The sequence below is a fragment of the Candidatus Accumulibacter meliphilus genome, assembly GCF_036625345.1.
GTDB lineage: Bacteria > Pseudomonadota > Gammaproteobacteria > Burkholderiales > Rhodocyclaceae > Accumulibacter > Accumulibacter meliphilus.
The window spans coordinates 186941-210525 of sequence record NZ_JAZKTZ010000009.1 but is presented as its reverse complement, the minus strand read 5'-3'; the positions used below and the strand labels follow the sequence as shown (position 1 = coordinate 210525).

Annotated in this window: 19 protein-coding genes; 9 read left to right on the top strand and 10 right to left on the bottom strand. The window is 64.0% G+C overall.

The features are described 5' to 3' along the window. Positions 1-24 precede the first annotated feature (24 nt). From V5B40_RS19000 to V5B40_RS18985, 4 genes are read left to right on the top strand one after another with little or no spacing between them, the layout of a single operon-like run. Positions 25-1926, top strand: a complete 1902-nt coding sequence (locus V5B40_RS19000) for a TolC family protein (protein ID WP_332355960.1) — start codon at positions 25-27, stop codon at positions 1924-1926. A 35-nt stretch (positions 1927-1961) separates the two neighbouring features. Next, positions 1962-2774 (top strand): efflux RND transporter periplasmic adaptor subunit, encoded by an 813-nt coding sequence (locus V5B40_RS18995; RefSeq protein ID WP_332355959.1) that lies wholly within the window; start codon positions 1962-1964, stop codon positions 2772-2774. Continuing rightward, positions 2771-4213: an efflux RND transporter periplasmic adaptor subunit gene (locus V5B40_RS18990; RefSeq protein ID WP_332355958.1), complete on the top strand. Its 1443-nt coding sequence runs from the start codon at positions 2771-2773 to the stop codon at positions 4211-4213. Before V5B40_RS18995 ends, V5B40_RS18990 begins: the two co-directional genes overlap by 4 nt. 5 nt (positions 4214-4218) lie before the next feature. After that, positions 4219-6375 carry an HlyD family efflux transporter periplasmic adaptor subunit gene (locus V5B40_RS18985; RefSeq protein WP_332355957.1) on the top strand — a complete coding sequence of 719 codons (2157 nt, stop codon included), beginning with the start codon at positions 4219-4221 and terminating at the stop codon, positions 6373-6375. Positions 6376-6552: 177 nt separating this feature from the next. Here V5B40_RS18985 and V5B40_RS18980 read toward each other — a convergent pair whose 3' ends face one another. From V5B40_RS18980 to V5B40_RS18970, 3 genes are read right to left on the bottom strand one after another with little or no spacing between them, the layout of a single operon-like run. After that, on the bottom strand, positions 6553-7197 hold the full coding sequence (locus V5B40_RS18980) for a hypothetical protein (RefSeq protein WP_332355956.1): 645 nt from the start codon (positions 7195-7197) through the stop codon (positions 6553-6555). An 11-nt stretch (positions 7198-7208) separates the two neighbouring features. Next, complete coding sequence (locus V5B40_RS18975; RefSeq protein WP_332355955.1) at positions 7209-7577, bottom strand: hypothetical protein; 369 nt, start codon at positions 7575-7577, stop codon at positions 7209-7211. 7 nt (positions 7578-7584) lie between these two features. Then, a complete protein-coding gene (locus V5B40_RS18970) occupies positions 7585-7932 on the bottom strand; it encodes a hypothetical protein (protein WP_332355954.1) in 348 nt (115 codons plus the stop codon). Between the two features lie 762 nt (positions 7933-8694). On the opposite strand from V5B40_RS18970, the gene V5B40_RS18965 reads away from it, so the two are divergent. Together V5B40_RS18965 and V5B40_RS18960 are read left to right on the top strand one after the other, a co-directional pair. Next, positions 8695-8895, top strand: coding sequence for a hypothetical protein (locus V5B40_RS18965; RefSeq protein ID WP_332355953.1), 201 nt, complete (start codon positions 8695-8697; stop codon positions 8893-8895). Further along, positions 8880-10814, top strand: a complete 1935-nt coding sequence (locus V5B40_RS18960) for a TIR domain-containing protein (protein ID WP_332355952.1) — start codon at positions 8880-8882, stop codon at positions 10812-10814. Before V5B40_RS18965 ends, V5B40_RS18960 begins: the two co-directional genes overlap by 16 nt. A gap of 6 nt (positions 10815-10820) precedes the next feature. On the opposite strand, the gene V5B40_RS18955 is transcribed toward V5B40_RS18960, so the two are convergent. After that, positions 10821-13787 (bottom strand): Tn3 family transposase, encoded by a 2967-nt coding sequence (locus V5B40_RS18955; RefSeq protein WP_332355951.1) that lies wholly within the window; start codon positions 13785-13787, stop codon positions 10821-10823. A gap of 2 nt (positions 13788-13789) precedes the next feature. Continuing rightward, positions 13790-14350 carry a recombinase family protein gene (locus V5B40_RS18950; protein WP_332355950.1) on the bottom strand — a complete coding sequence of 187 codons (561 nt, stop codon included), beginning with the start codon at positions 14348-14350 and terminating at the stop codon, positions 13790-13792. Between the two features lie 229 nt (positions 14351-14579). Here V5B40_RS18950 and V5B40_RS18945 point away from each other — a divergent pair, with 229 nt between their 5' ends. Together V5B40_RS18945 and V5B40_RS18940 are read left to right on the top strand one after the other, a co-directional pair. Further along, a complete protein-coding gene (locus tag V5B40_RS18945; RefSeq protein ID WP_295508424.1) occupies positions 14580-14849 on the top strand; it encodes a CopG family ribbon-helix-helix protein in 270 nt (89 codons plus the stop codon). Next, positions 14849-15124 carry a type II toxin-antitoxin system RelE/ParE family toxin gene (locus tag V5B40_RS18940; RefSeq protein WP_332355949.1) on the top strand — a complete coding sequence of 92 codons (276 nt, stop codon included), beginning with the start codon at positions 14849-14851 and terminating at the stop codon, positions 15122-15124. The genes V5B40_RS18945 and V5B40_RS18940 overlap by 1 nt, the downstream gene beginning before the upstream one ends. Positions 15125-15429: 305 nt before the next feature. On the opposite strand, the gene V5B40_RS18935 is transcribed toward V5B40_RS18940, so the two are convergent. Further along, positions 15430-17757 carry an RCC1 domain-containing protein gene (locus tag V5B40_RS18935; protein ID WP_332355948.1) on the bottom strand — a complete coding sequence of 776 codons (2328 nt, stop codon included), beginning with the start codon at positions 17755-17757 and terminating at the stop codon, positions 15430-15432. A gap of 348 nt (positions 17758-18105) precedes the next feature. Between V5B40_RS18935 and V5B40_RS18930 the strand changes: the two genes are divergently transcribed. Continuing rightward, positions 18106-19065, top strand: a complete 960-nt coding sequence (locus V5B40_RS18930; RefSeq protein WP_332355947.1) for a formylglycine-generating enzyme family protein — start codon at positions 18106-18108, stop codon at positions 19063-19065. 72 nt (positions 19066-19137) lie between these two features. Here V5B40_RS18930 and V5B40_RS18925 read toward each other — a convergent pair whose 3' ends face one another. The 4 genes from V5B40_RS18925 to V5B40_RS18910 all read right to left on the bottom strand — a co-directional run bounded on the left by V5B40_RS18925 (position 19138) and on the right by V5B40_RS18910 (position 23471). Further along, entirely contained in the window at positions 19138-19557 is a 420-nt protein-coding gene (locus V5B40_RS18925) for a hypothetical protein (RefSeq protein WP_332355946.1), read from the bottom strand. Beyond that, on the bottom strand, positions 19538-19990 hold the full coding sequence (locus V5B40_RS18920; protein WP_332355945.1) for a formylglycine-generating enzyme family protein: 453 nt from the start codon (positions 19988-19990) through the stop codon (positions 19538-19540). Before V5B40_RS18920 ends, V5B40_RS18925 begins: the two co-directional genes overlap by 20 nt. A gap of 101 nt (positions 19991-20091) precedes the next feature. Next, complete coding sequence (locus V5B40_RS18915) at positions 20092-22305, bottom strand: SLC26A/SulP transporter family protein (RefSeq protein WP_332355944.1); 2214 nt, start codon at positions 22303-22305, stop codon at positions 20092-20094. 509 nt (positions 22306-22814) lie between these two features. Further along, positions 22815-23471: a DUF47 domain-containing protein gene (locus V5B40_RS18910; protein WP_332355943.1), complete on the bottom strand. Its 657-nt coding sequence runs from the start codon at positions 23469-23471 to the stop codon at positions 22815-22817. Positions 23472-23585 lie beyond the last annotated feature (114 nt).

The following is a 23585-nucleotide window of genomic DNA, read 5'->3' as shown; positions in this document are numbered from 1 at the left end:
GTCTGATTCTTCGAAAGGCCCCTAATGAAACGTCCCCTGTTAAGCGTGCTGAGCGTATCCCTGCTGGCCGGCTGCGCGAGTATCGCTCCCGAGCCTTTCAGCAGCGAAGAAATTAAGGCCCGCGTGGCACGCGATCAGCTGGAAATGTACAAGGATCAGGCACCGATCCTGCAGCCGATCACTTTCCACGACGCCGTGGCGCGAGCCCTGACCTACAACCTGGACTACCGTCTGAAGTTGATGGAAAGCGCTCTGGCACAAGGTATTTCCGACAGTAGTGCCTTCGAGTTGTTGCCGCGCTTGACCGCCTCTGCTGGCTACAACATGCGCAACAACGACTCGGGTGGGACCAGCGTGAGTATCACGACCGGCGAGGAGACGCTCAGCCCATCAACTTCGCAGGAGCGACGCCACAATCTGCGCGGTGCCGAACTGAGCTGGAATATTCTCGATTTCGGCTTGAGCTATTACCGCGCCAAACAGGCGGGTGACGAATACAACATCGCCGAGGAGCGGCGTCGCAAGGTGCGCCAGAACATCGTCCAGGACATGCGCAACGCTTACTGGCGAGCGCTCGGCGCACAGCGTCTGCTGGTGCAGGTCGAGGCTTTGACCAAGCGCATCGAACGTGCCCTCGAACAGTCGCGCCAGGCCGAAGCGAGCGGCGTGCTGCCGCCGGCGCAGGCGCTTGCCTATCAGCGGGCGCTGCTCGATGCGCTGACGCTGATCACCCTCAAGCGGCAGGAGCTGGAGTTCGCCCGGCACGAGTTGGCGGCGCTGATGAACATCCAACCGGGCACCGTCTTCCAGTTGGCTGATGCCCCCGAAGAGAGCCTGCCGCCGGTACCGGTACGAGTTGCCGAACTCGAAATCCAGGCGCTGGAAAACCGTCCGGAGCTGCGCGAAGAGGATTACCGGGCGCGCATCGATGGCTTCGAAGCGCGCCGACAACTGATCGCCCTCTTGCCGGGCATCGAGTTCGTCACCGGCAACTTGTACGATAGCAACAAGTATCTGTACAACAACAGCTGGTACGACAGCAGCGTGCGCATTTCTTGGAATGTCCTCAAACTGGCCGCCTATCCGACCGTCAAGCGCACGCAGGAAGCGCGCGAACAGACTGCCGAAGCCCGCCGCCTGGCTCTGTCGATGGCGGTGATCACCCAGGTCAGGGTGGCACTGGAACGTTACAAACTGGCCCTGCTGGACTACCGCCAGAGCGACGAATCGGCGCGCGTCGATGAGCGTCTGGCGCAGATCAGCCAGGCCGGCGTCAGCTCGCGGGTGGCGAGCGAACTCGAAGCGGTGCGCACCGAGTCGCGCGCGCTGGTCACGCAGTTCCAGCGCTACGCAGCCTACGCCAACGCACAGACCGCGCTCGGCCGCATCCTGAACTCCGTCGGCCAGAGCGTCCTTCCCGACGAGCTCGAAACCCGCGATCTGGCGACTGTCGCCAGCGAGTTGCAGCAGAGTCTCGATGCGGGCGAGCGCGACGTCTTCCAGTTCGTCAGCGCTGCAGTACCAAAGTCGCAAAGCTTGCGTGTCGAGATCGAATCCCTGCCGAGGAATCTCTCGAAGGCGGCCATCGTGGAGGCGGTCAGCGAGCGTTTGCGGCAGAACCGCTTGCTGATCAGCAAGGAAAGCGGTGGCGCTGTTTTCCGCATGAAGCTGCAGCGCGGCCCGGTCAAGAACGGCGTCGAACGCAGCGCATGGCAGATGAGCCTGTTTGAAGTCTCGGGCAAACTCGTTGCGACGCACAATTACAGTACCGTCCTGACGCCGGATCTCCCGCAGCGTTCGGTGCAGGCCTTTGCCGAAGCCGCGGCTTTGTCGCAGGTGAATTTTCTGCACGAGCAACTGACCCCACCGCCGGCGACGCCGGCACCAGCTCCGACAGCGCCTGCGGCCGCGACGGTGCCACGATAAGCCCGCTGGGCTGATTGACTCGGGACACGAAGAAAATGCAAGGAAGTACGCTCTTTCTCGCTACTTTGCTGGTCTGCAATCCATCCTGGTCGGCCGAAGCAAGGCTCAAGACCGCGCCGGCCGCCGCGACCGCCAGCAGCCAGACAACGCCGCCAATGGCGGTTGCGCATGCGCCGGCCAGCGCCGAAACGCCGGTACGGGCGCTCCTGGTTCCGGATCAGGAAACGACGCTGGCCGCCGGCATGAGCGGCCGGTTGACCGAACTCGAGCCACGACCGGGGGGGGCCGTCAAGAAGGGGCAACTGGTCGCCAGCTTCGAGTGCAGCGAGCCGCAAGCGCGGCGTGACATGGCGCAGGCGGAATTGCACAGTGCCCGCCTGGAACACGATGGCAAAATCCGCCTGCAGGGCCTGCAGTCTGCTTCCGAGCTCGAAGTCGAACTGGCGGCTGCCGCGGTTAGCAAGGCGCAGGCGCAACTGGGCGTCGCCAAGGCGCAGCTCGGGCAGTGCCGCGTGGTCGCACCGTTCGCCGGTTGGGTTGTCAAGTGGCATGCCAAGCCCTTCGAGGGAGTGAACGTCGGCGCGCCACTGATCGAGATCGTCAGCAACCGTCCGCCGCGGCTGCGGCTCAATGTGCCCTCGCTGTGGCTGTCATGGTTGAAGGCGGGAACGCGTTTCGAAGTCGATATCGAGGAAACGGGCAAGCGTTACGCGGTCCAGCTCAGGCAGATCAACGGTCGCGTCGATCCGGTCAGCCAGACCATCGCCGTCGAGGCAGAGCTGCTCAAGAACGACCCGGATCTGCTGCCCGGAATGAGTGGCACGGCGGTATTCGCCACGCCGCAATGAGCGCCTCCGCAGGCACTACCGGAAACGTCGCAGCAGCTGGCGGCTCGGCCAGGCAAGAGTCCGGCTCGACGACCACCCCACTGCAAACCTATTTCGGCCTGGCCGCCAGCGCTCGCGCAGCGGCCAGCCTGGCCGAACTGCAGTTCCTGATCTGCAACGACAGCCATGCGCTGCTGCCGTTCCGGCAGGCGATGCTGCTGCGCCGGGACGCCCGCGGGCAGTGGCGGCTGGTCTGCCATTCGGGACTGAGCGTTGTGGACGAAACCAGCCCCTACAAACTGTGGCTCGAAGCCGTCGTTAGCTGGCGGGATGGCCAGGAGGCTGGCGAGGGAGGGGAGGGTGGGGAGGGTGAGGTTGAGCACAGGGCAGGGGTCATCGAAGTCGGTGACCTGCCTGAGACCTTGCAGGCCGACTGGCACGAGTGGCTGCCGACAGGCCTGCTGGCCTTGCCACTGGCCGGGCCGGAGGGGCCAGTGATGGCCTGGTGGTTGTTGGCCCGTGACGAGCCCTGGCAGTGGCCGGCACGCGCTCCCGACCCGGCGCTGTGGTTGCCAGAGCTGCAGTCGGTCTATGGCTACGCGCTGTGGGCCTGGCTGCGAACTCGCCGGCAGTGGCTGGCGCTCAAGCTGTCGCGGCGCAAGCTGCTGCTCGGCGTGGCCCTGTTGCTGTTGCTGGGCGCCCTGCCGGTGCGGCTGTCGGTTCTCGCACCGGCGGAAATCACGCCGATCGATCCGCAAATCGTCGCCGCGCCGATGGACGGCGTCGTCAAGCGCATCCCGGTCGCTGCGGGGGCGCAGGTGAGCAGCGAGGAGGTGCTGGTCGAGTTCGACGACACTTTGCTGGTCAACCGCCGGCAGGTGCTCGAGGAAGCGACGCGCACCAGCCGTGCCGATCTGCTGCAGGCCGAGCAGCAGGCTTTCGACGACCAGCACGAGAGTCGCATGGCGCTCAGCGTCCTGCGCGGCAAACTGAGCGAGAAGCAGGCCGAGCTCGAAAGCATTGCCCGGCAGAGCCAACGCTTGCAGGTTCGCGCCCCGGCCGACGGTGTCTTCATCTACGGCGATCAGCTCGACTGGGCCGGCAAGCCGCTGCAGACCGGCGAGCGCATCGGCCTGCTCGCCGATCCCGAAGCGATGAACGTAACGGTCTGGGTGCCGGTCGCTGACGCCATCAACCTGCAGACGGGCGCCGAAGTGCTGGTCTATCTGCACGTCGCGCCGCTGCATTCGCTTGCCGCCACCTTGACCGAGACCAGCTTCGCCGCCCAGCCGGGCCCGGACGGAGTGGTCAGTTACCGCATCAAGGCGCGCCTGGAAGAGCGTGAAGACGCCAGGATCGGCCTCAAGGGGACCGCCAAGATCTACGGCGAACGCATGCCGGTGATCTACCTGCTGCTGCGCCGGCCGCTGGCCACTTTGCGCACCTGGTGTGGCTGCTGATTGCCGTGAATGCTCCCGCGGCAGCCGCGCCGCTTCCCCTGCTGCGCGAGGAATTGCGCTTGCTTGCGGCCAGCCCGCAGCCCGACGGATCGCCGGCCTGGAACGTGCTCGACCCGGTTCGCAACCGCTTCTTCCGTATCGGCTGGCTCGAGTTCGAGCTCCTCTTGCGCTGGTCGATCGGCAATGCCGAAGCCATTGCCATCGCCGTCGCTGCCGAAACCACCCTGCCAGCGAGCAGCGATGACGTCGAGGCCCTGGCCCGTTTCCTGCAGCAGAACGAATTGCTGCAGCCGGGATCCAGCACTCTCGGCGCCTCCGCCGCTGCCGGCACGACCGCAGCAGAACTGACGCGACGCAGCGCAGCACGGCGCGGCGCCTGGCTCAAGCGTGCGCTGCACAACTACCTGTTCTTTCGCGTCCCGCTGATCCATCCGCGCCAGTTCCTGGTCAAGGCCGAAGCCATGACCCGCTGGTTGTTCAGCCCCTCCTTCCTGCTCCTGACGGCGCTGGCGGGAATCGTCGGCGGCCTGCTCGCCGCGCGCCAGTGGGATACCGTGCTCGTCCGCCTCGGCGAGTCCTTCAGCCTGCAAGGTTTCCTTGCCTTCGTCCTCGCCTTGCTCTTCGCCAAGTCGCTGCACGAGCTGGCGCATGCCATCACCGCCACCCGCTACGGGGTGCGCGTTGCACACATGGGCGTGGCCATGGTGGTCCTGGCGCCGATGCTATATACCGATACCGGAGAGAGCTGGAAAATTACCAATCACCGCGCCCGTCTGCGCATCGCCGCCGCCGGCATGGCCGCCGAACTGATTCTCGCCATCTGGGCGACGCTGGCCTGGGCAATCGTGCCGGACAGTCAGCTGCGTGCGGCACTGTTCTTTCTCGCCACCACCAGCTGGGTGCTGACCTTGCTGATCAACGTCAGCCCGTTCATGCGCTTCGATGGCTATTTCATCCTTGCCGACGCCCTCGACTTGCCGAATCTGCACGAGCGCAGCACGGCACTGGCCAGGCAGCGGCTGCGCCGTCTGCTCTTCGGAAGCCACTCGCCCGACCCGGAACCGTTCGCTGCTACGAAGGCGCGGCTATTGACCGCTTTCGCCGTGCTCTCCTGGTTGTATCGGCTGGTGATTTTTTTCGGCATCGCACTGGCCGTTTTCCATTTTTTCTTCAAGGCACTCGGTATCTTCCTTTTTGCCGTTGAAATTGCCTGGTTCATCGTCCTGCCGGTGTGGCGCGAGTTGCGCGAATGGCCCGCCCTGCGCAAGCAGATGTCCTCCGCCCGAAAAGGGGTCTATGCGCTGCTGGCGCTGTTCTTGCTATGGCTTCTTTTCTGGCCATGGCAGAGCGCGGTGCATGCGCCGGGCTGGGTGTTTCCGGAAGCGCAGCGCGTCATCTACAGCCCGCAGCCGGCGCGGCTGGTGGCGGTACTTGTCAGCGATGGCGAGACGGTGAACCCTGGGCAATTGCTCTTCGAACTCGAAGCCCCGGAGCTCGATGACGAGGCGCAGCGGGCCAATATTCTCGCCAAAGCCTACGCTCGTCAGGCGGCTGGACTGCCGGTCCTGAACCAGCGTGGCGAAGCGCAGTCGGCCAAGGCGATGCAGCAAGCGCGCGAGTTGCGCCAGCAGGCGCGGGCGCAAACGCAAGCCGCCGAGCGCCTGCTGCTGAGCGCGCCGTTCAGCGGCAGCGTGCGCGATCTGGCCGAAGGCCTGCACCCGGGCACCTGGGTGAACAGCCAGCTGCCGCTCGGCAGAGTCGTCGACGACAGCGCCTGGCGAGCCGAGTTGCTGGTTCAAGAACAGGCCCTGGCCCGCATCGCCGTCGGCCAGTCGGTACGACTTTACCAGCCCGCTCTCGCCAGCGCCCCCTTGACCGGCCGCGTCGCGGCGATCGATCCCTTGCGTGTCACCCGCCTGCCACACCCGATGCTCGATGCCAATAGCGGCGGGCCGATCCTCACTCATCGCCAGGATGAGCGCGATGTCGTGGTCGATGCACTCTATCGCGTCAGTATCACGCTCGATGCGGGCAGTGAGTCAGCTGCTGCCACGGCCGCCGGAGCGATTCGCCGCGGCCGCATCGACGCCGAGCCGCAAAGCCTCTGGCAGCAATGGCTGCGGCCGCTGCTCGCGGTGCTGGTTCGCGAGAGCGGCTTCTGATACGCAACGGGATGGTCGATCAGGACTTGCTGCGACCTGCAAACAGACCCAACAGGCAGAGGGTGTCAAGGCTCAGCTCGGCACTTGCAGCCTCGGTAGGGTGTGCCGGCCTCGCCGGGGTCGTCATCGCGCGCGCACTGGGCTGCCCTTTGCTGCTGTGGCGGGCGCGCTGAGCGTCTAGAGGAAGGCCGCCAGGTCGGCCACCTGCGGCGGGCTCAGCTGCCAGGCCTGCAACAAGCGCGCACCGTCGGCGTGCAGGCGGCCCGCATCGAGTTCGCTGTAGTGGCGCACCACGTCTTCGACGGTTGCAGCGCTGCCGTCATGAAAGTAGGGTGCCGTCGCCAGCAGCCCGCGCAGTCCGGGCACCTTGAACTCACCATAGTGGCGCGGCTCCATGACGACATGCTTGGTCGCGACCGCGCGTGCAGCGTCGGGTGGCGTGTCGGAAAATGCGCCGAGCCGGTTGTAGGGACTGGCAAGCCACTGCTGCAGCCCGCCCCAGCGCCCCGCATCGACGCCATCGGCGCTGAAGAAGAGTCGGCCGACGTCGGCGAATTCGCCGTTCGTGAACGACGGCCCGGCGTGACAGAAAAAGCAGCGACCCGACCCGACGAAGATCTCCAGCCCGCGCTGCGCCGCTGCCGGGTAACGCGCCGCCGTCACGCTGTCGCCGCGTGACAGGGCATCGCGGAAATCATCGAACGGCGTGCGTGGCGGCGGCCATGGGCCATGCGACTCGATGCGTGCACGCTCTTCCGCGGTGAAGTCGACGCTGCCGGCGAGCACCGGAGCGACCACAAACAATGCGAGCAGGGTCCGCAAGGCCCAGGGCCTCACGGTAGTGTGATCGTGTCGAGCAGCCGCTCGGAGTGCTCGCCCGCCCGCACATCCAGCTGCAATTCCCAGCGGCCCGGCATGTGGAACATCAGCCCCTCGACTCGCCAGCGCCCGTCGCCCAGTGGCTTCACGCCGGGGCGGTAGTTCATGCCGTGGCGGTGTTCAGGCATCGTGGCGTTGGCACGCGCGAGGACGGCGCCGGCCGGGCACAACTGCACCTCGATGGCGAAGTGGCGGCCGACGGCGATCGGCGCTCCGTCCACCTTCCAGTCCGCCTGCACCTCGCCCTGTTGCAGCATCGGCGCCGATAGTGGGCAAGCCGTTGCCGGCAGCACCGCACAGAGCAGCAGTGCGGCCCCTCTCATGGCCGCGTCAGCATGGTACCGAACAGCGCCTCGCCATTCTTGTAGGCGATGCGTTCGGCCCCTTCGACAGGCAGGTCGGCCAGCCTTCGCCACGCTGGCGGTATGGCCGCAGCACCGGGATCACGAGATCAGGCGCCTCGGCAAGCAGCATCTGCGCGCCGTCGTCGCTGCTGCTCGAGACCATGGCGCCCTGCAGCCCGGCCTGGCGCAGGATCGCGATGGCTTCTTTGGGCGGCAGTTGCTCCCAGGCGTCGTGGCTGTAGTGCAGGTGCGAGTCGAAGATGGGCAGCAGTGTCGCCGCACCCGTGTTCAAGGCGAACAACAGTGTGCAGCTCAGGATCAGGCGCATCAGCATCGGAATACTCCAGCAAAGCAAAACAGTGGCGGTCAGGGGCGTGGCGATCGCTGCGAAGCATCGCACAGCTGCTGGCCGTCTGTCAGCGCGCAGTCGGCCAAGGCGATGCAGCAAGCGCGCGAGTTGCGCCAGCAGGCGAGGGCACAGACGCAGGCTGCCGAGCGCCTGCTGCTGAGCGCGCCCTTTCGCGAGAGTGGCTTCCGATGCGCAGCGCAGAGGTCGATCAGGGCTTTCTGCAACGTGCAAACAGACCCAGCAGGCCGCAGGCGCCAAGGATCGGCCCCGCGCACATCCCGCCTCCGCCGTCATTGCGAGGAGGCGCAGCCGACGCGGCAATCCAGTTCCATCCTCTCACTCACTACCTTTTTTCCCGGCCCGTGTCGGCCTGAAACGACCGGACGCGCCTGGCTCTGGCCTGTCGTCGCCGAATTGGGGCTAGCCCGGGCGTACCAATTGATCCAAAGACAGCAAGCCCGGACCTGCCGGTCGAGCATTTTCCGAGCGGCCGTCCGCCAAAACTGCTGACGCGGAGCAAGCCGCCGTTGCTCAGGCAATGCCGATTTTGGCACCTGATTGGCAGCTCCGACGCGGTAGAGCAGTGAGCGTAGAATTGACGCCGGTCGGCAGCGGTCAGCGACTCAGCGGTAAAACTGCATCCATGACCCTCTCGTTTCGGCGCTATCATCCGAATCGCATTTCCATCTCTTGACGACTGTCCATGTCCCCCTTGCTTTCCGGCGCCAACAGCAAGAACACCAGCGAATGAACATCATCGACCGAGCCGTCGATCTGCTCAGACCGTTCATGGGCGAAGATCGTCGCGACACCTGGCTGACGCTGGCCTTTCACGCCGAGCATCGCGACGTGTATGACGACATTCCTCGGCGCGGCGCCACGAAGGATTTCGTGGTCGCTTGTGTGCGCCGCCAGACGGCCGCCAGGTCAGCATGCGCAACCCGGTAGTCTTCATCAGCTACTCGCGTAGCGACCGTGACCTCGCCGACCGCCTGGTCGCCGTACTGGAGCGTGCCGGCCATTCCTGCTGGCTGGACAGCAGCGACATCCCCGGCGGCGAAGTATGGCTGGCGGCCATTGCCGATGGCATCGAGCGCGCCTATGCCGTGCTCAGCGTGGTGTCCGCGGCGGCGAACGCCAGCGATTGGGTGCGGCTGGAGTACCTGCATGCAAGCAAGCGTGGCAAGCCCATCGTGCCGCTGCTGGCCGACGACTGTGAGCCGCCGTGGTACATGGCCGACCGCCAGCCGATCTCGATCCGCGACGCCGACTACGCCGACGGCGTGCAGCGCCTGCTGCGATCACTGCCCGCGGCGCCGGCCGCGACGCAGGCACCGGCTCCTGCCGGCGCGCAGCGCGCGGCAGAGCTGGCCTACCTGCGCCGGCTGGAAGTCGGCGAGTTGATACACACCGAGCTGTACACGCCGATGGCCGGTGTGGCCCGGGTGCTGGCGCGCGGCGAAGCGGCCGCCAGTCTGCCGGCCATCGTCATGCGCCCGGAGTTCCGTCATCTGCGCCAGCTTTCGGGTGCCGCGGCGGAAACGCGCAGCGAGTCGCGCCCGTACGAGGACATCGCGCAGGCTTTCGGCCAGGTGCGCCGGGCGGTGCTGCTCGGCGAGCCGGGTGCAGGCAAGACCACCACGCTGTGGAAGCTGGCGCGCGACGCGCTGGAGGCAGCGCTGGCCGACGAGGCCGCGCCGATTCCGCTGCTGGTCAGCCTGGGCAAGTGGACCGAGACCGACGAAAAATTGCGCCCATTTCTCGAACGCCAGTTGGGCGAGCTGGGCGCACACCTCGGCGCTCTGCTTGATTCCGGGCGCGCCATTCTCCTGCTCGACGGACTCAACGAAATGCCTACCGCCGAGCGCGCGGCCAAGGCCGCGCAGGTCAAGGCTTTTCTCCTGGCGCAGCGCAAGCTTGCGGCGATGCTCAGCTGCCGCGAACTGGACTACACCGGCACCCTGTCGCTAGACCTCGATACCGTCAGCATCCGCCCGCTCGACCCGGCGCGCATCCTCGATTTCGTCACCGGCTACCTCACTGCCGCATGCGCAGCCAGCGCAGACGACCCTGCCGCGCGGCAGGCGGCTGGACAGGTGCGTGGTGAGGATCTTTTCTGGCGCCTCGCTGGCGGACAGGACGTACGGCAGGCGTGGGAGGCGTGGCAGGCCGCTGGCGCCAGTTTTTCCCTGTTCTGGTCGGCGAGCGAGATTCCGCGGGCGAACCCGGACATCTACAGTCGCACGAACGAGGCCATGGACCGGGCCTGGCAGCAGGGCGTGCACGACCCGCGCAGCCTGATGCGCCTTGCCGGCAATCCGTATCTGCTCTACATGCTGACCCGCGTCTATCTCGATTCGGGCGAGGTGCCGGAAAACAGGGCCGTGCTCTTCGACCGCTTTGTTGAGGTCCTGCTGCTGCGCGAGCGGCTGGCCGAAGTGAGCGAAGCGGAAGTCGATACGCTGCGGCTCAGCGTGGAAGGCGAGCGTCTGCTCGAAGCCCTGGAGGGCCTGGCGTGGACCCTGCAGTCGCGCCGCGGCACAGGCGCCGCCGAGGACGCCGATGGGCACGGCGATACCGCGACGGCCGTCGACAGGGCGGAGGCGAGCACATTTCTCGACAGCCAGCTCTTGCACCGCGCGGCAGCCGCCAGCCTGCTGGCCGTCGGCGAGCGCGAAGTGAGATTCACCCACCAGTTGCTGCAGGAATACTTCACCGCCCGCGGCTTGCGTTCGCGGCTGGCGTCCGCAAGCTTGCCGGCCAGCGAGCTGTGGTCCGCCGCCCGCTGGTGGGAACGCACCGGCTGGGAGGAAAGCGCCGTGCTGCTGGCCGGTCTGTATGGGGTCGCTTCAGAAAACGAACAATAAAGCACGCTAAGCCGTTTGCATAGGGCGTAGTGGCCTGAACTTGCCTCCACCGATCTTGGCGCCGCTGCGCCACAGGTAGTCGCCGGTCAGGTTGATGTGCTCCCAGCCGAGCGGTGACAGGTACTGAAACAGGCCATCATCGACAGCACCACCGTTGGCACCTGGCGCATGAGCTGCCCGCTCCAGATACGCCGTGTTCCACAGAATGATTGCGGCCGTCACCAAGTTGAGGCCACTGGCCCGGTAGCGCTGCTGCTCGAAACTGCGATCGCGGATTTCGCCTAGGCGGTTGAAGAATACGGCGCGGGCCAGCGCGTTGCGGGCCTCGCCCTTGTTCAAACCGGCGTGGACTCGGCGACGAAGGTCCACGCTTTGCAGCCAGTCGAGGATGAATAGCGTGCGCTCGATACGACCCAATTCGCGCAAGGCGACGGCCAGGCCGTTCTGGCGTGGGTAGCTGCCGAGCTTCCTGAGCATCAGCGAGGCCGTCACCGACCCCTGCTTGATTGAGGTGGCTAGTCGCAAGATTTCATCCCAATGGGCGCGGACATGCTTGATGTTGAGCGTGCCACCGATCATCGGCTTGAGGGCGTCATAGGTCGCTTCGCCTTTCGGGATGTAGAGCTTGGTGTCGCCCAGGTCGCGGATGCGCGGCGCGAAGCGGAAGCCCAGCAGATGCATGAGGGCAAAGACGTGATCGGTAAAGCCGGCCGTGTCGGTGTAGTGCTCCTCGATGCGCAGGTCGGACTCGTGGTACAGCAGGCCGTCAAGCACATAAGTCGAGTCACGCACGCCGACATTGACCACCTTGGTGTGAAACGGCGCGTACTGGTCCGAGATGTGGGTGTAGAAAGTCCGTCCTGGGCTGCTGCCATATTTCGGGTTGATGTGGCCGGTACTCTCGGCCTTGCTTCCGGTTCGGAAGTTCTGGCCATCCGACGATGAGGTGGCGCCGTCGCCCCAGTGCTCGGCGAACGGATGGCGGAACTGGGTGTTCACCAGCTCGGCCAGCGCGGTCGAATAGGTTTCGTCGCGGATGTGCCAGGCTTGCAGCCAGGCGAGCTTGGCGTAGGTTGTGCCGGGACAGGACTCAGTCATCTTGGTCAGGCCGAGGTTGATCGCGTCGGCCAGGATTGCGCTCAGTAGCAGGTTCTTGTCCTTGGCCAGTTCGCCAGATTTCATGTGTGTGAAGTGGCGAGTGAATCCCGTCCACTCATCCACCTCCAGCAGCAGTTCGGTGATCTTGACGTGTGGCAAGAGCATGGCCGTCTGGTTGATCAGCGCCTGCGCGGTGTCGGGCACCGCCGCGTCCAGCGGCGTGATCTTCAAGCCCGACTCGGTGATGATGGCGTCCGGCAGGTCGTTGGCCAACGCCATGCGGTTAACCGTGGCAAGCTGCGTTTCAAGCAGCGTCAGCCTCTCGTGCAAGTACTGGTCGCAGTCGGTGGCCACGGCCAGCGGTAATTCGCCGGACTGCTTGAGGCTGGCGAATTTCTCGGGCGGTACCAGGTAGTCCTCGAAGTCCTTGAACTGGCGAGACCCCTGTACCCAGATGTCGCCCGAGCGTAGCGAGTTCTTCAACTCGTACAGCGCGCACAGTTCGTAGTAGCGTCGGTCAAGTCCGGCGTCGGTCATCACCAGTTTTTCCCAGCGCTTCTTGATGAAGCCGGTCGGCGCATCGGCGGGCACCTTGCGGGCGTTGTCGGTGTTCATGCCGCGCAGCACTTCAACGGCGTCGAGCACGTCCTGGGCGGCTGGAGCAGCCCGCAGCTTGAGCACTCGGAGGAACTCGGGTGCGTAGCGGCGCAAGGTTGCGTAGCTCTCGCCGATGCGGTGAAGGAAATCGAAGTCCTCGGGCTGGGCGAGCTTCTGTGCCTCGGTGACACTCTCGGCGAAGGCATCCCAGGACATAACGGCCTCAATGGCGGCGAACGGGTCACGGCCCGATTGCTTGGCGTCGATCAGCGCCTGGCCGATGCGCCCGTACAGGCGCACCTTGGCGTTGATGGCTTTGCCAGATGCCTGGAACTGCTGCTGATGTTTGTTCTTGGCGGCGTTGAACAGCTTGCCCAGGATGCGGTCGTGCAGGTCGATGATTTCGTCAGTGACGGTGGCCATGCCCTCAATGGCCAGCGCCACGAGGGTGGCATAGCGTCGCTGGGGCTCGAATTTCGCCAGGTCGGCGGGCGTCATCTGGCCGCCCTCGCGGGCGATCTTGAGCAAACGATTCTGGTGAACGAGGCGCTCGATGCCGGCAGGTATGTCGAGAGTCTGCCAAGCTTTGAGACGATCGATGTGTTCGAGCATATGCCGCGAGTTGGGCTTGGCGGGCGACTGGCGAAGCCAGGCCAGCCACGTCGTCTTGCCGTTATCGCGGCGTTTCAGCAGGCCATCGAGGCGATACCGGTGCTCGTTCGACAACGGCTCGGACAGTGCTTCGTAGATGCGCCGATTGGCGCGGGTGATGGCCTCGGCACTGGTGCGCTCGATGGCGTTGAGCGCGGGCAGGATGATCGACTGCCGCCGCAGATGCTCAATCAAGGCACTGGCCAGCACGATGCCTTTATCGGTTTGCATAGCCAGCTCGGTCAGCGTATGTACGGCCTGCCGGTAGTGGCTCATGGTGAACGGCTGGAAGCCGAACACCGTTTGTAGTTCCACCAGGTGTTCGCGCCGGGTCTGCTCCCGCTGCCCGTAGTCGTCCCAGCTTTCGACACCAAGCTTGAGCTGGTCGGCGACCAGTTTCAGCAAGGGCAAGAACGGCGACTGATCAACGCCAAGGACGATGCCAGGGAAACGCAGGTAGCAAAGCTGGACTGCGAAACCCAGGCGGTTTGCAGACCCGCGCCGCTGCCGGATGATCGAGAGGTCGGTATCGTTGAACGTGTAATGTCGGATCAGGTCGTCCTTGGTGTCCGGCATCGCCAGCAGGCTTTCTCGCTCAGCGGCGGACAGTAGGGAACGACGCGGCATGTTTAGTGATTCGCTCTCAAGTATTGATACAGGGTCTCCCGACTGACGCCGAACTCGCGGGCCAGCTTCGCCTTTTGTTCGCCGGCGTCGGCCCGCTGGCGCAATTCGGTCGCACGCTCTGGCGACAGGGCTTTCTTGCGGCCCCGGTAGGCCCCGCGTTGCTTGGCCAGTGCAATGCCCTCGCGCTGCCTCTCGCGGATTAGGGCGCGCTCGAACTCCGCGAACGCGCCCATCACGGACAGCATCAGGTTTGCCATCGGCGAGTCTTCGCCAGTGAAGGTCAGACATTCCTTGACGAACTCAATACGCACGCCGCGCTTGGTGAGCATTTGTACCAGGCGGCGCAAATCGTCGAGATTGCGCGCCAGGCGATCCATGCTGTGCACTACCACGGTGTCACCTTCACGCACGAATATGAGCAGCGCATCGAGTTCGGGCCGCCGGGTGTCTTTGCCCGATGCCTTGTCAGTGAACACCTTGTCCACCTGAGCCTGTTCAAGCTGGCGATCCGGGTTCTGATCGAAGCTGCTGACCCGAACATACCCGATGCGTTGACCTTTCAAGGGTGCCTCCTGCATGAATATGTCAGGAAAGAATCTATGACCCTTTATCGCGAATGTCAATAAACATTCGTTACCACTCTATCCTGACGCATTTTAGGTCCTGTGTTGGACGCCAAGTTAGGGTATAGCTCAAAATGACACCTTGCTTGAATGATTCACTGTAAATCACTATGATTATAGTGCAATCATAAATGAGCAGAGCTGTCCGACAAACGAAGGAGATTTCGCAATGGCACAGACCGAAACCAAAGTGCTGACCGCACACATTCCCATCCCCTTGGCCGAGAAGGTCGATCAGATGGCCGCTCGGCTTGAGAGGTCGCGCGGCTGGATCATGAAACAAGCGCTGTCGGCCTGGATCGACCAGGAGGAAGAGCGCAGTCGCCTGACCCGCGAGGCACTGGCCGATGTGGATGCCGGCCGGGTCATCGACCACCAAGCCGTACAGGCATGGGCCGATAGCCTCAGCTCCGACACGCCGTTGCCGGTGCCGCGTTGATGGAACTGAAATGGACCAGCAAGGCGCTCTCCGACTTGGCTCGTCTATACGAATTTCTGGCCCCGGTAAACAAACCGGCGGCTGCGCGCACCGTACAGGCGCTAGCGGCCGCGCCGTCTGCCTTACTGGTCAACCCACGCATCGGCGAACGGATCGATGAGTTCGAGCCGCGCGAGGTGCGCCGGATTCTCGTGGGGCATTACGAGATGCGCTATGAACTTACGGAAACCACCATCTACGTGCTGCGACTGTGGCACACCCGAGAGGATCGCTGATGGGCCCTGCCGCCAACCTACCTGGCACCTCGAATTCCCCGAGGTTTTCGTGAATCTAGCCACTGCGCGTTAAACGCGACCGATTCGGTTCAATGTGTACGATGAATTACCGCTTTTCCGAGCGATTCCGCCACGTTCTTGCTTCGAATCGCCTCTGGGAGCCGTGATTCGGCCCACAACTGGCGTCAGAAGGCCTCAATCCCGCCTTTTCTGGAGTACATCAACCGGTGCACGCCAAGTGGCTATCGCCGTGTCAGCTGCTGGGTGCATCAAGACGGCTCACAGCAGAACGAGAAAGACAGCGCTCAGCGCTGCGGCGCAACTCCCAGAAACCACTCTTGCGGAAAGTCAATCCGGCCCAAGCGTTGTTCTGGCGGCACACCCTCCTTGGGGTACTGCGTCCCGAAGCGCCAATACCATCGCCACAGCGTGCCGTCCTGGCGCAACAGGAAGACGGCCGCGCCTATACTGCCCCAGTAGTCGTTCTCCTGGAACAGCTTCACTCCACCGCTCACCAAAACGTCGGGTTTACGCACGAGCAGGTTGCGGCGTAAGTTGGCGTCATCACGCCTGTCGCTATGGTAGTCGAGCAAAGTACCATCCGAGCGTAGCGCTAGCAGGTGGATACCCTGGGCCTCGTCGTATGCAAAAGCCATGTCGGCGAAGCCGCAACCCAGCGGCTCCATGCGCACTTTCATGGCTCGTTCCTGGCTCACCCACAGACTGCCGTCAAGCTTGCGGGCGGCGACCAGCGTCGAATCTTTCGAGATCTTGACGTCTACCCAGTCCTGGCCCACCAGTCGGGGCCATGGACTTTCGTTCAAGCCCGGCAGGGCCTCGGACGTAGTCATCGCCGCTAGCGTTCTGCCCCATGCCCAGGTACTCCCATCGGCACGCCAGGCCAGTTCCATGTTGCGTGATTGGGGTAGCCGCGCAAAGCCCAGGCCATGCCAATTCAGGTTCCTGGGTGTTGCGTCGGACTCTCCAGGACGAGCCCAATGCAATTCATTCCAGGCCAACAAGCCGCCGTCACGTTGGAGAATAAGAACGGGCTTGCTGCCACGTACCTGCGTCACATCCTTGGCCATTACCTGAATAGGCCGCTTGCTGCCACCCCAAGCCCAGAGGCGGCCGTCTTGCGCTAGAGCCCGGCCGCCGTAGTTGTCCACATCGGCCAGAATGAAATTCTCGCCGATGCGAGCGGGCTGCCGGCGGCTCTCGCCGCCGTCGCCCAGACGGCCAGAATAGCCGCCGCCCCAGGTCCACAGACTACCGTCGCGCCGCACGACGCTGCTGAAACGCTGGCCTGCTCCGGCATAGAGGTAATCGTCGCCGATTACAAAGGGCGCTACGATCTCAGCCCTATGTGTATCGCCCCTGCCCAATACGCCGTCGTAGTTTATCCCCCAGCCCCAGACGCGCCCTGAGGCTTCGCGCAGGAAGACATGGTCTTCGCCGGCAGAGATCTCCGCTACGCGTGCGGCCCAGCCTTGCGGGTCTGGCGGCGCGCCCGATACGGCACAAGCGGCCAACAGCTGCTCCCATGTGCGAACATCGCCGACCCCCAAGAGCAGGCTCTTGCCGTAGGCACTCAGATTCGGTGCAAGCGATGCGAGCGGGAAGATCTTGCTGTCGATGGAACTCAACATGCCGTAAACATGCCCTGGGCAAGACGGGCCACGGAGCCGCCAGCGTTTGTCGCTACGCCAGACGATCTGGTCGCCGCCCTTCGAACGCCAGCGACGCCATTCCTCGATACACCAATCAAAGGCTTCCAGGCTGCCGGGTGTCCACTGCGCTTCGCCGCGTCGGCGCAGCTTGCGTGCCGCTTCCAAGACGCTGCGCTCGCCGCGCCGGTGGACTGCCAGGCGTCCATCGGGGCTGAGCAGATCGTCCGCTTCCACGCGATCGCCAGTGCGCAGATCGAACAGGCGCTGCTCGTGGTTTTGCCAGCAGCGAGTCTCGCAACCGTAGCTATCTACCTGGAGTACGAGCAGGCGTGGGCTGCGCCACAGCACGGAGACCTTGATGGTCTCATTCGCTGACAGCGCCTCTGGAAGCCTCGAGAGCCGGTCGCTGACATCCTCGTCCCGCGGACTCGCAGGCGCGTCCATGCGCAATAGGTCCCGATAGAGCGCATCGTTGATCCGCAGGCCGACGAGTGCGGGTCTTGTCTGCACGAAAGGTAGGCTGCTGGCCTCGTCTTGCCCCGTCGTTAGCGGCAGGCGAACGGTGTCTATGCGCACTTCCTGTACGCTGCGGCCGGGCTCCTGCGCGCACGACGAAAGCGCTTGCGCCAGTTCGTCAGCCCGCTGGGTGAAGGTACTGCCGAGGTAGTCCTGCGCCGCCACTCCGTCCAGACGGTCAAATTCCGCTCGTACATCGGCTAGCCACGGCGCATGGAGGCGGAGTCGTCCGGGTGCCCCCTGTGCATCGCCACTGCAATGCTGTTGCCAAAGTCCCAAACTGCGCGCTAGCGCATCCCGCAGCACTCGCAAAGCCGGCTGCTCGCACAGTGCCCGATCAATCGCCGGCGCCGTCGCCGGACAATTTTCCCGCGCCCATGCGGTGGGTACATAGGCCACGATGGCCATTGATCCAACCAGCGTGGCCGCGCAAAGCAGCGTCCTCATTGTGGAGTCTTAGTAAACGGCAAGAGTTGATTATGCATACAGTATGAGCTGAAAGAAACCCTTCCGAGCTCAATCCGCTCCGAGAGTCAGGTTGATATGGCGCCTAAGAACCACGAAGGAGCGCTTGGCCAGTCTCCTGTCTTCCGCTCACTACAAGAAGTGTGCCGTGATTGCCATCGATGCAGACGCCAAGCAGGTTTTCATCATCGGTATTTTTGCTACGGCGGCTAGGGCTACGAAACAATCTGCAGGGCGACTCTCAGGGGCCAGGAGCACTGAGCCTTCTTAGCGTGCTTTATTTTCCGTTTTCTGAGACGACCCCTGTATGCCGCCGACTGCACGCCGGTGGTGGAATGGCTGCTGCAGGCGCAGCCCGAGGTGGCCGCGCAGTGCATCCTCCGCAGCGGCGCGCAGTTGCCCGACGCTACCCTGCTGCGGCTGCGGCAGGCGTGGCGACCGCGGCTCACGAATATAGCGGACGATCCCGAGCCCGAGGCCCGCGCGGCCATCGGTCGCGCGCTCGGTAGCCTGACCCTGGACGGCCGGCCGCTGGACGACCGGCCCGGTGTCGGCCTGCGCTTCAATGGCCGGCGGCGATGCCTGGTGCCGGATATCGACTGGGTCGAAGTCCCGGCCGGGGCCTTTCGCTATGGAGACGAGCAGAAGAGGATCAAGCTGCCGGCCTTCCACATCGCCCGCTATCCGGTCACCAACTGTCAGTTCCGCTGCTTCATCGACGACCCGCAAGGCTACGCCGACGACCGCTGGTGGGAAGGCCTTGCCGAGCGTACCGAGCGTCCTGCCGAATCGTCCTGGGACCATGCCAACCACCCGCGCGAGAGCGTTTCGTGGTTCGAGGCCATGGCCTTCTGCCGCTGGCTGAGCCAGATCCTCGGCTATGAGGTCCGTCTCCCGACCGAGCAGGAATGGGAAAAGGCCGCTCGCGGCGCCGATGGCCGGGAATTCCCCTGGGGTGACTTCGCGCCGGGGCATGCCAATATCAACGAGACATGGGACGATGAGGGACCGCACTACCTGGCGCAGACCTCGGCAGCAGGCATCTATCCGCAAGGCGCCTCCCCCTGGGGCTGCCACGACATGGTGGGAAACCTTTGGGAGTGGTGCCTGAACAAGTACAAAAAGCCAGGCGATACCGATCCGGGTGGCGATGTCCGGCGCGTGGTGCGCGGTGGCTCGTGGGACAACGATCGCCTCATCGCGCGTTGCGCCCTCCGCTTCCTCAACGCTCCCGTCAACTGCCGCTACGATCACGGCTTTCGGGTGTTTTGTGTTTCCCCCATCCCTTGAACTGCTGGCCCCCGCTGCGCTGATCTCTGTTTTTCTGTTTCACTGCTTCACTGCGGCACCGCGCAGCGGTGCCTACGGGCGCGTAGCGCCCGGCGAGCCTGTCGGCATCCTGCTGAATGGCAGCCCTGAGAACACGTGTCGGCGCAGGCCCCAGGTATCGGCATAGCGGACGTGATTCACCCACGCCTTTACGCTGACATCGAGCTCGGCAAAGCTGATGCGCCCGGCGCGATAGTCGTCGGGGACGACTCGCGTCAGCGTTGCGTGCGGGAAGTGGTGCTTTAGCCGCTCACGAAATGGTGCGGCACTGGTCTTGCGCTCTTTCGGCTCGGGAACGAAAGCTGGCGTGCCGAGAAGGAGACAAGCCGGTGCCGTTGCACGAAGAAATTCTTCGCGCCGGGCGCCGCGTTGCAGCGCGTCAGAGAGGCGGTGAACCAGAAAAACAGTGATCAGCGCAGCAGTGGCCGGCGTTTCAAGGGATGGGGGCGACACACAACACCCGAAAGCCGATATTAACGTCGCGGAAGCCGGGATCGAGACTGAGGCGGTAGGCACAACGCGCGTAGTGGCGATTGCCGAGCCACGAGCCGCCGCGCGCCACGCGCTGGCCTTGGCCATCGTCGGCATTCTCGCGGCCATCGCCGGCCACATAGGGATACGGGCGGTAGAGGCTGCCGGTCCATTCGAAGGCGTTGCCGCTCATGTCTGCCAGGCCTTGCGGGGTGTCTCCACCGGGCAACACGCCCACCGGCGTGGGGCCCCGCACATGGGTTTCGAAACTGTTGCAGCGGCTGGGGTCGAAGGCTTCTCCCCAGGCGTAGCGCCGCCCCTCCCGGCCACGTGCGGCGGGCCCAGTCCCTCGATGCTCAGCAGGTCCAGCAGCTGGTTGCCGCGATCGGCGAGGGGCATGGATTCCTCTTTCCACTTCGACCCGCTCGCCGCGTAGCCGAGGGTCCACATGCCCAGGCTCGCGACATCCTCCGCGGGTAGGAGGGTGCTCCGTGAGTCGCTTGCGCGACTTTCACCTCAATCCTGCATGGCCATCAGTTCCTTGTCGGAATAGCGCAGACGCATGGCCAGCACTTTGGCGACCGCCTCGACCAGCTCGAAGGCCAGCCGCTTGTGTTCCTCGCGGAGCTTCTCCAGCTGCGCACGCTGCAGCACAAAGAGTTCCGTATCCTCGACGGCGGTGGCGTCGTTGAAGCGCGCCATGTGGGAAAGAAAGGCCATCCCGCCGAAGAAGTCACCGCGGCCGTGGGTCAGCGCGTGATGGCCGGGGAGGTCGCCAGCACTCGGCAGCGTGATGCGCACCGCTCCCTTGCGAATCAGGAACAGCTCGTCGCCCTGATCGCCGAAGGAGTACACCTTGCCATCCTTGGCCACCGAGCGTCGCTCGAAGGACGCTTCGAGGTCAATCAGGGTCTCATCCTTGTGGTCGCTGAAGACCTCGATGTCGGCGAGTTCCAGCGGAGCGATATCGGCTTCCTGTTGCACATCCTTGCCCAGGATCTGGTCTTCAATCCATTCGATGGCGTCGTCGAGTTCAGGGAAGATCTTGACATGCTCGCTCGTCGCCGTCAGCGCCATCTGCTCGAAGAGCTCGCCTATGTTGCGGCCATTGGGCAGCGTCTTCGAGACGCTGCAGAAGATCAGAAAAGCGTCACGTTCGATCAGCGAGTCCCTGATCTGCTCCAGCAGATGCACGGCCGTGACGTCCACCGACTGGACGCGCCGCATGTCGAGCACGAGGTACTTGCGCGTACCGACCTCCTGTTCGAGCGCCAGATACAACTGATCCTTGGTGCCGAAGAAAAGGCTGCCCTGCAGCTCCAGAATGGCCGTCTGCTTTCCCTCTTTCTCGAGCACTTCCATGTCCTCACGCAAGCGCACGCGCTTCGAAAAGCGGCTGCCACCGTCAATCTTGTTGCGGATCACGGTACTGCTCAGTTGCTCGCGGATGAACAGCAGCATCGCGAGAACGATGCCCACGCCCGACGCCGCGATCAGGCTGTAGCCAAGGGCCACGGCGACCACCGTCAGGACCACGAAGAAGTCGAAGCGCGTCCATGGCGAGTCCAGCAGGTGCAGGCTGTTGCGGTCGATCATGCGCACGCCGACGATGATCAGGATGGCCGCCAGGGAAGCGACCGGAATCCAGGCAATGAGGCTTCCCAGGGCGAGAAAGGTGATCAGCGAAAGAACCCCTTCGATGACGCCGGAAATCCGCGTCTGGCCGCCGCTGGTGAGATTGACCAGCGTAGCTCCCATCTGTCCGGCGCCGGGCATGCCACCGACGCAGGCCGAGGCGATGTTGCCGGAACCCTGGGCGATCAGCTCGCGGTTCGAATCGTGGCGGCTGCGGGTCATCGTATCGAGCACGACGCAGGTCTTCAGCGTATCGATCGAGAGCAGAACGCCCAGGGTCATGGCCGTACCAAGCAGCGCGCCGATCTGGCTGAGCTTGAGCTCGCCTATTTCGTGCCAGCGGCCGGTAATCGCTTGCAGCATGCTGGACGCCGTGCCACCCAGCGGGCCAATGATCAGCGAGTTGCCTTCCATGACCAGCAAGGAGTCGTCGACCGTGTAGGCAATCGCGAAATAGGTGATCACGCCAGCGAGCAGACCGAGAATCGCGGCCGGCACGAGGCGCGTGAAGCGCGGCGCACCGAGCATCACGGCGATGGTTACCACGCCAATCAGCGCCGTTTGCCAGTGCCACAGATCGGGCGCAATCACCACCCGCCACCAGGATGAGTCATCCATTACGCCCATGAACTTGGGGATCTGGCTGCCGATGATGATCAGGCCGACGCCACTGAGGTAGCCACTGACGACCGGAAACGGGATGTACTTGATCAGCCCGCCGACGCCGAGAAAGCCGAGCAGCAGCTGGACGATCCCGCAGACCAGACCGAGGGCGGTCAACATCAGGACGATGAAGGTCGCCGGAACGCCGTTTTGCACCAGTTCGATGGCAAAGGCCGAGCATACCGCCGCCGCCGGCGCACAAGGTGCCGTGATCAGGCGGTCAGTGCCACCGAGGGTCGGCGCGATCAGGCCAAGAGCGGTCGTCCCGAGAATGCCGGCCAGCGCGCCCAGGCCTGCATATTCGGGGCCGATGGCGGCGTAGATGGTGACGCCGAAAGCGATTGCCGACGGCAGGGCGACCAGCATCGACGCCAGACCACCCCAGAAATCACCGACGAGTTTGTCGTTCTTGAGATTCAATGCCATTTCCATGCCTTGAGGCCTCCCGCCATAACGGCAGAAATCGCCCTGCTGTGGACCATTGGTCTGCTGCAGGGCCAAAAATAAAACGCAGTCCTGGATAGGTTGCCCAGGCTGCGTCCGCTGCGCGCGGAAGTATAGCGGCTCAGCGCCCTGGCTGTGCGAACGGGGCGCGCTGCCGACTGTTTTTTTGGCATGCCAACACGCATCATGCTATGGACAAACTGCGCGCGGTTCTCGCAAACGATCAGGCGCCTGGCCGTTGACCAGGGCCGCCACGGGCTGCTGCAATAAAGCGCATATATGTCAGCGGTCAGCAGCGCGAAATTGGCAGGGTTTCCATTGTATAAAGTGCTTTGCCTGATTGTTGGGAGTGTTGTGCGCAAGGGCACAACGTGAACCCCGCGGACGGCGTGGGCGCCAAGCAGCAGCGGCCTTCTCGATCCCTGCCTTCACCCGACACGCGGCCAGGAGCAGTCGGGACGCTCGTGTTCCCCGCCTCCGCAAGACACGGCGGGTGTTCAGCAGAGCTTCACGACAATATCCAGCAGCGTGCTGTTACAGATGTTCAGACGGTCGCCGGCCCGGCTCAGCTGGGTGTAGATCTCCTTGCGCCGGAAAATATTCTGGAAGTCGTTGTCCTGAAATAGTTCGGCCAGTGCGCGCCGGACCGTGCGGGTCAGGCTCTTCACCGCTTGATCGGCTTTCTCGGCGTCGGCGCGGCCTGCTTGCGGTTCCTTCGCCAGGCGGCCATAGCCCGCAGCCACCGCTTCCACCCCGGCCTTGAGGTAAACAGCCATTTCCAGGCAGGCCTTGTCAGGCTTCAGAGCGAGAAGCTCGCTATCCATTTCGACGACGATTGATTGGCAGCTGTTGATGATCTCATCGAGATTGATGAACGCCCGATGCAGGTCTTCACGGTCGATCGGCGTCGAGAAAGCTTCGTTCAGCAGGGTCAGGTTGCGAATCTTCTGTCGATCGCCCTCGCGCCCGGCCTCGCAGATTTTCTTGGTCGCCTGGGAGCTGTCGCTGCCCATGTATTCGACCAGCAGGCCGGCGGCGCTATTCACATGAGCACTTTGTTCGGCGAGTAGGGCGAAAAAATCGGTGGTCGTCGGGAAGACCCGCTGCAGGAGCCGGCGGGTGAAAGAAGATGCTTCAGTGCTAACGTCTGACATGGTTAAGCCTTTCCCATATGGAAAATGACGAGGGCAAAAGTCTGAAGACGACCACTACGCGGCCGACCGACTTGACAAAAGCATTTTCTATGCCAGGCCCATCAAATGTGCAGG

Bases quoted from the DNA above. Each gene is read 5' to 3' on its own strand.
- V5B40_RS19000 (WP_332355960.1), top strand. From the start codon at position 25: ATGAAACGTCCCCTGTTAAGCGTGCTGAGCGTATCCCTGCTGGCCGGC.
- V5B40_RS18975 (WP_332355955.1), bottom strand. From the start codon at position 7,577: ATGAGAGGGGCCGCACTGCTGCTCTGTGCGGTGCTGCCGGCAACGGCT.
- V5B40_RS18955 (WP_332355951.1), bottom strand. From the start codon at position 13,787: ATGCCGCGTCGTTCCCTACTGTCCGCCGCTGAGCGAGAAAGCCTGCTG.
- V5B40_RS18960 (WP_332355952.1), top strand. From the start codon at position 8,880: ATGCGCAACCCGGTAGTCTTCATCAGCTACTCGCGTAGCGACCGTGAC.
- V5B40_RS18995 (WP_332355959.1), top strand. From the start codon at position 1,962: ATGCAAGGAAGTACGCTCTTTCTCGCTACTTTGCTGGTCTGCAATCCA.
- V5B40_RS18965 (WP_332355953.1), top strand. From the start codon at position 8,695: ATGAACATCATCGACCGAGCCGTCGATCTGCTCAGACCGTTCATGGGC.
- V5B40_RS18945 (WP_295508424.1), top strand. From the start codon at position 14,580: ATGGCACAGACCGAAACCAAAGTGCTGACCGCACACATTCCCATCCCC.
- V5B40_RS18910 (WP_332355943.1), bottom strand. From the start codon at position 23,471: ATGTCAGACGTTAGCACTGAAGCATCTTCTTTCACCCGCCGGCTCCTG.
- V5B40_RS18940 (WP_332355949.1), top strand. From the start codon at position 14,849: ATGGAACTGAAATGGACCAGCAAGGCGCTCTCCGACTTGGCTCGTCTA.
- V5B40_RS18970 (WP_332355954.1), bottom strand. From the start codon at position 7,932: ATGCTGATGCGCCTGATCCTGAGCTGCACACTGTTGTTCGCCTTGAAC.
- V5B40_RS18990 (WP_332355958.1), top strand. From the start codon at position 2,771: ATGAGCGCCTCCGCAGGCACTACCGGAAACGTCGCAGCAGCTGGCGGC.
- V5B40_RS18915 (WP_332355944.1), bottom strand. From the start codon at position 22,305: ATGGAAATGGCATTGAATCTCAAGAACGACAAACTCGTCGGTGATTTC.
- V5B40_RS18935 (WP_332355948.1), bottom strand. From the start codon at position 17,757: ATGAGGACGCTGCTTTGCGCGGCCACGCTGGTTGGATCAATGGCCATC.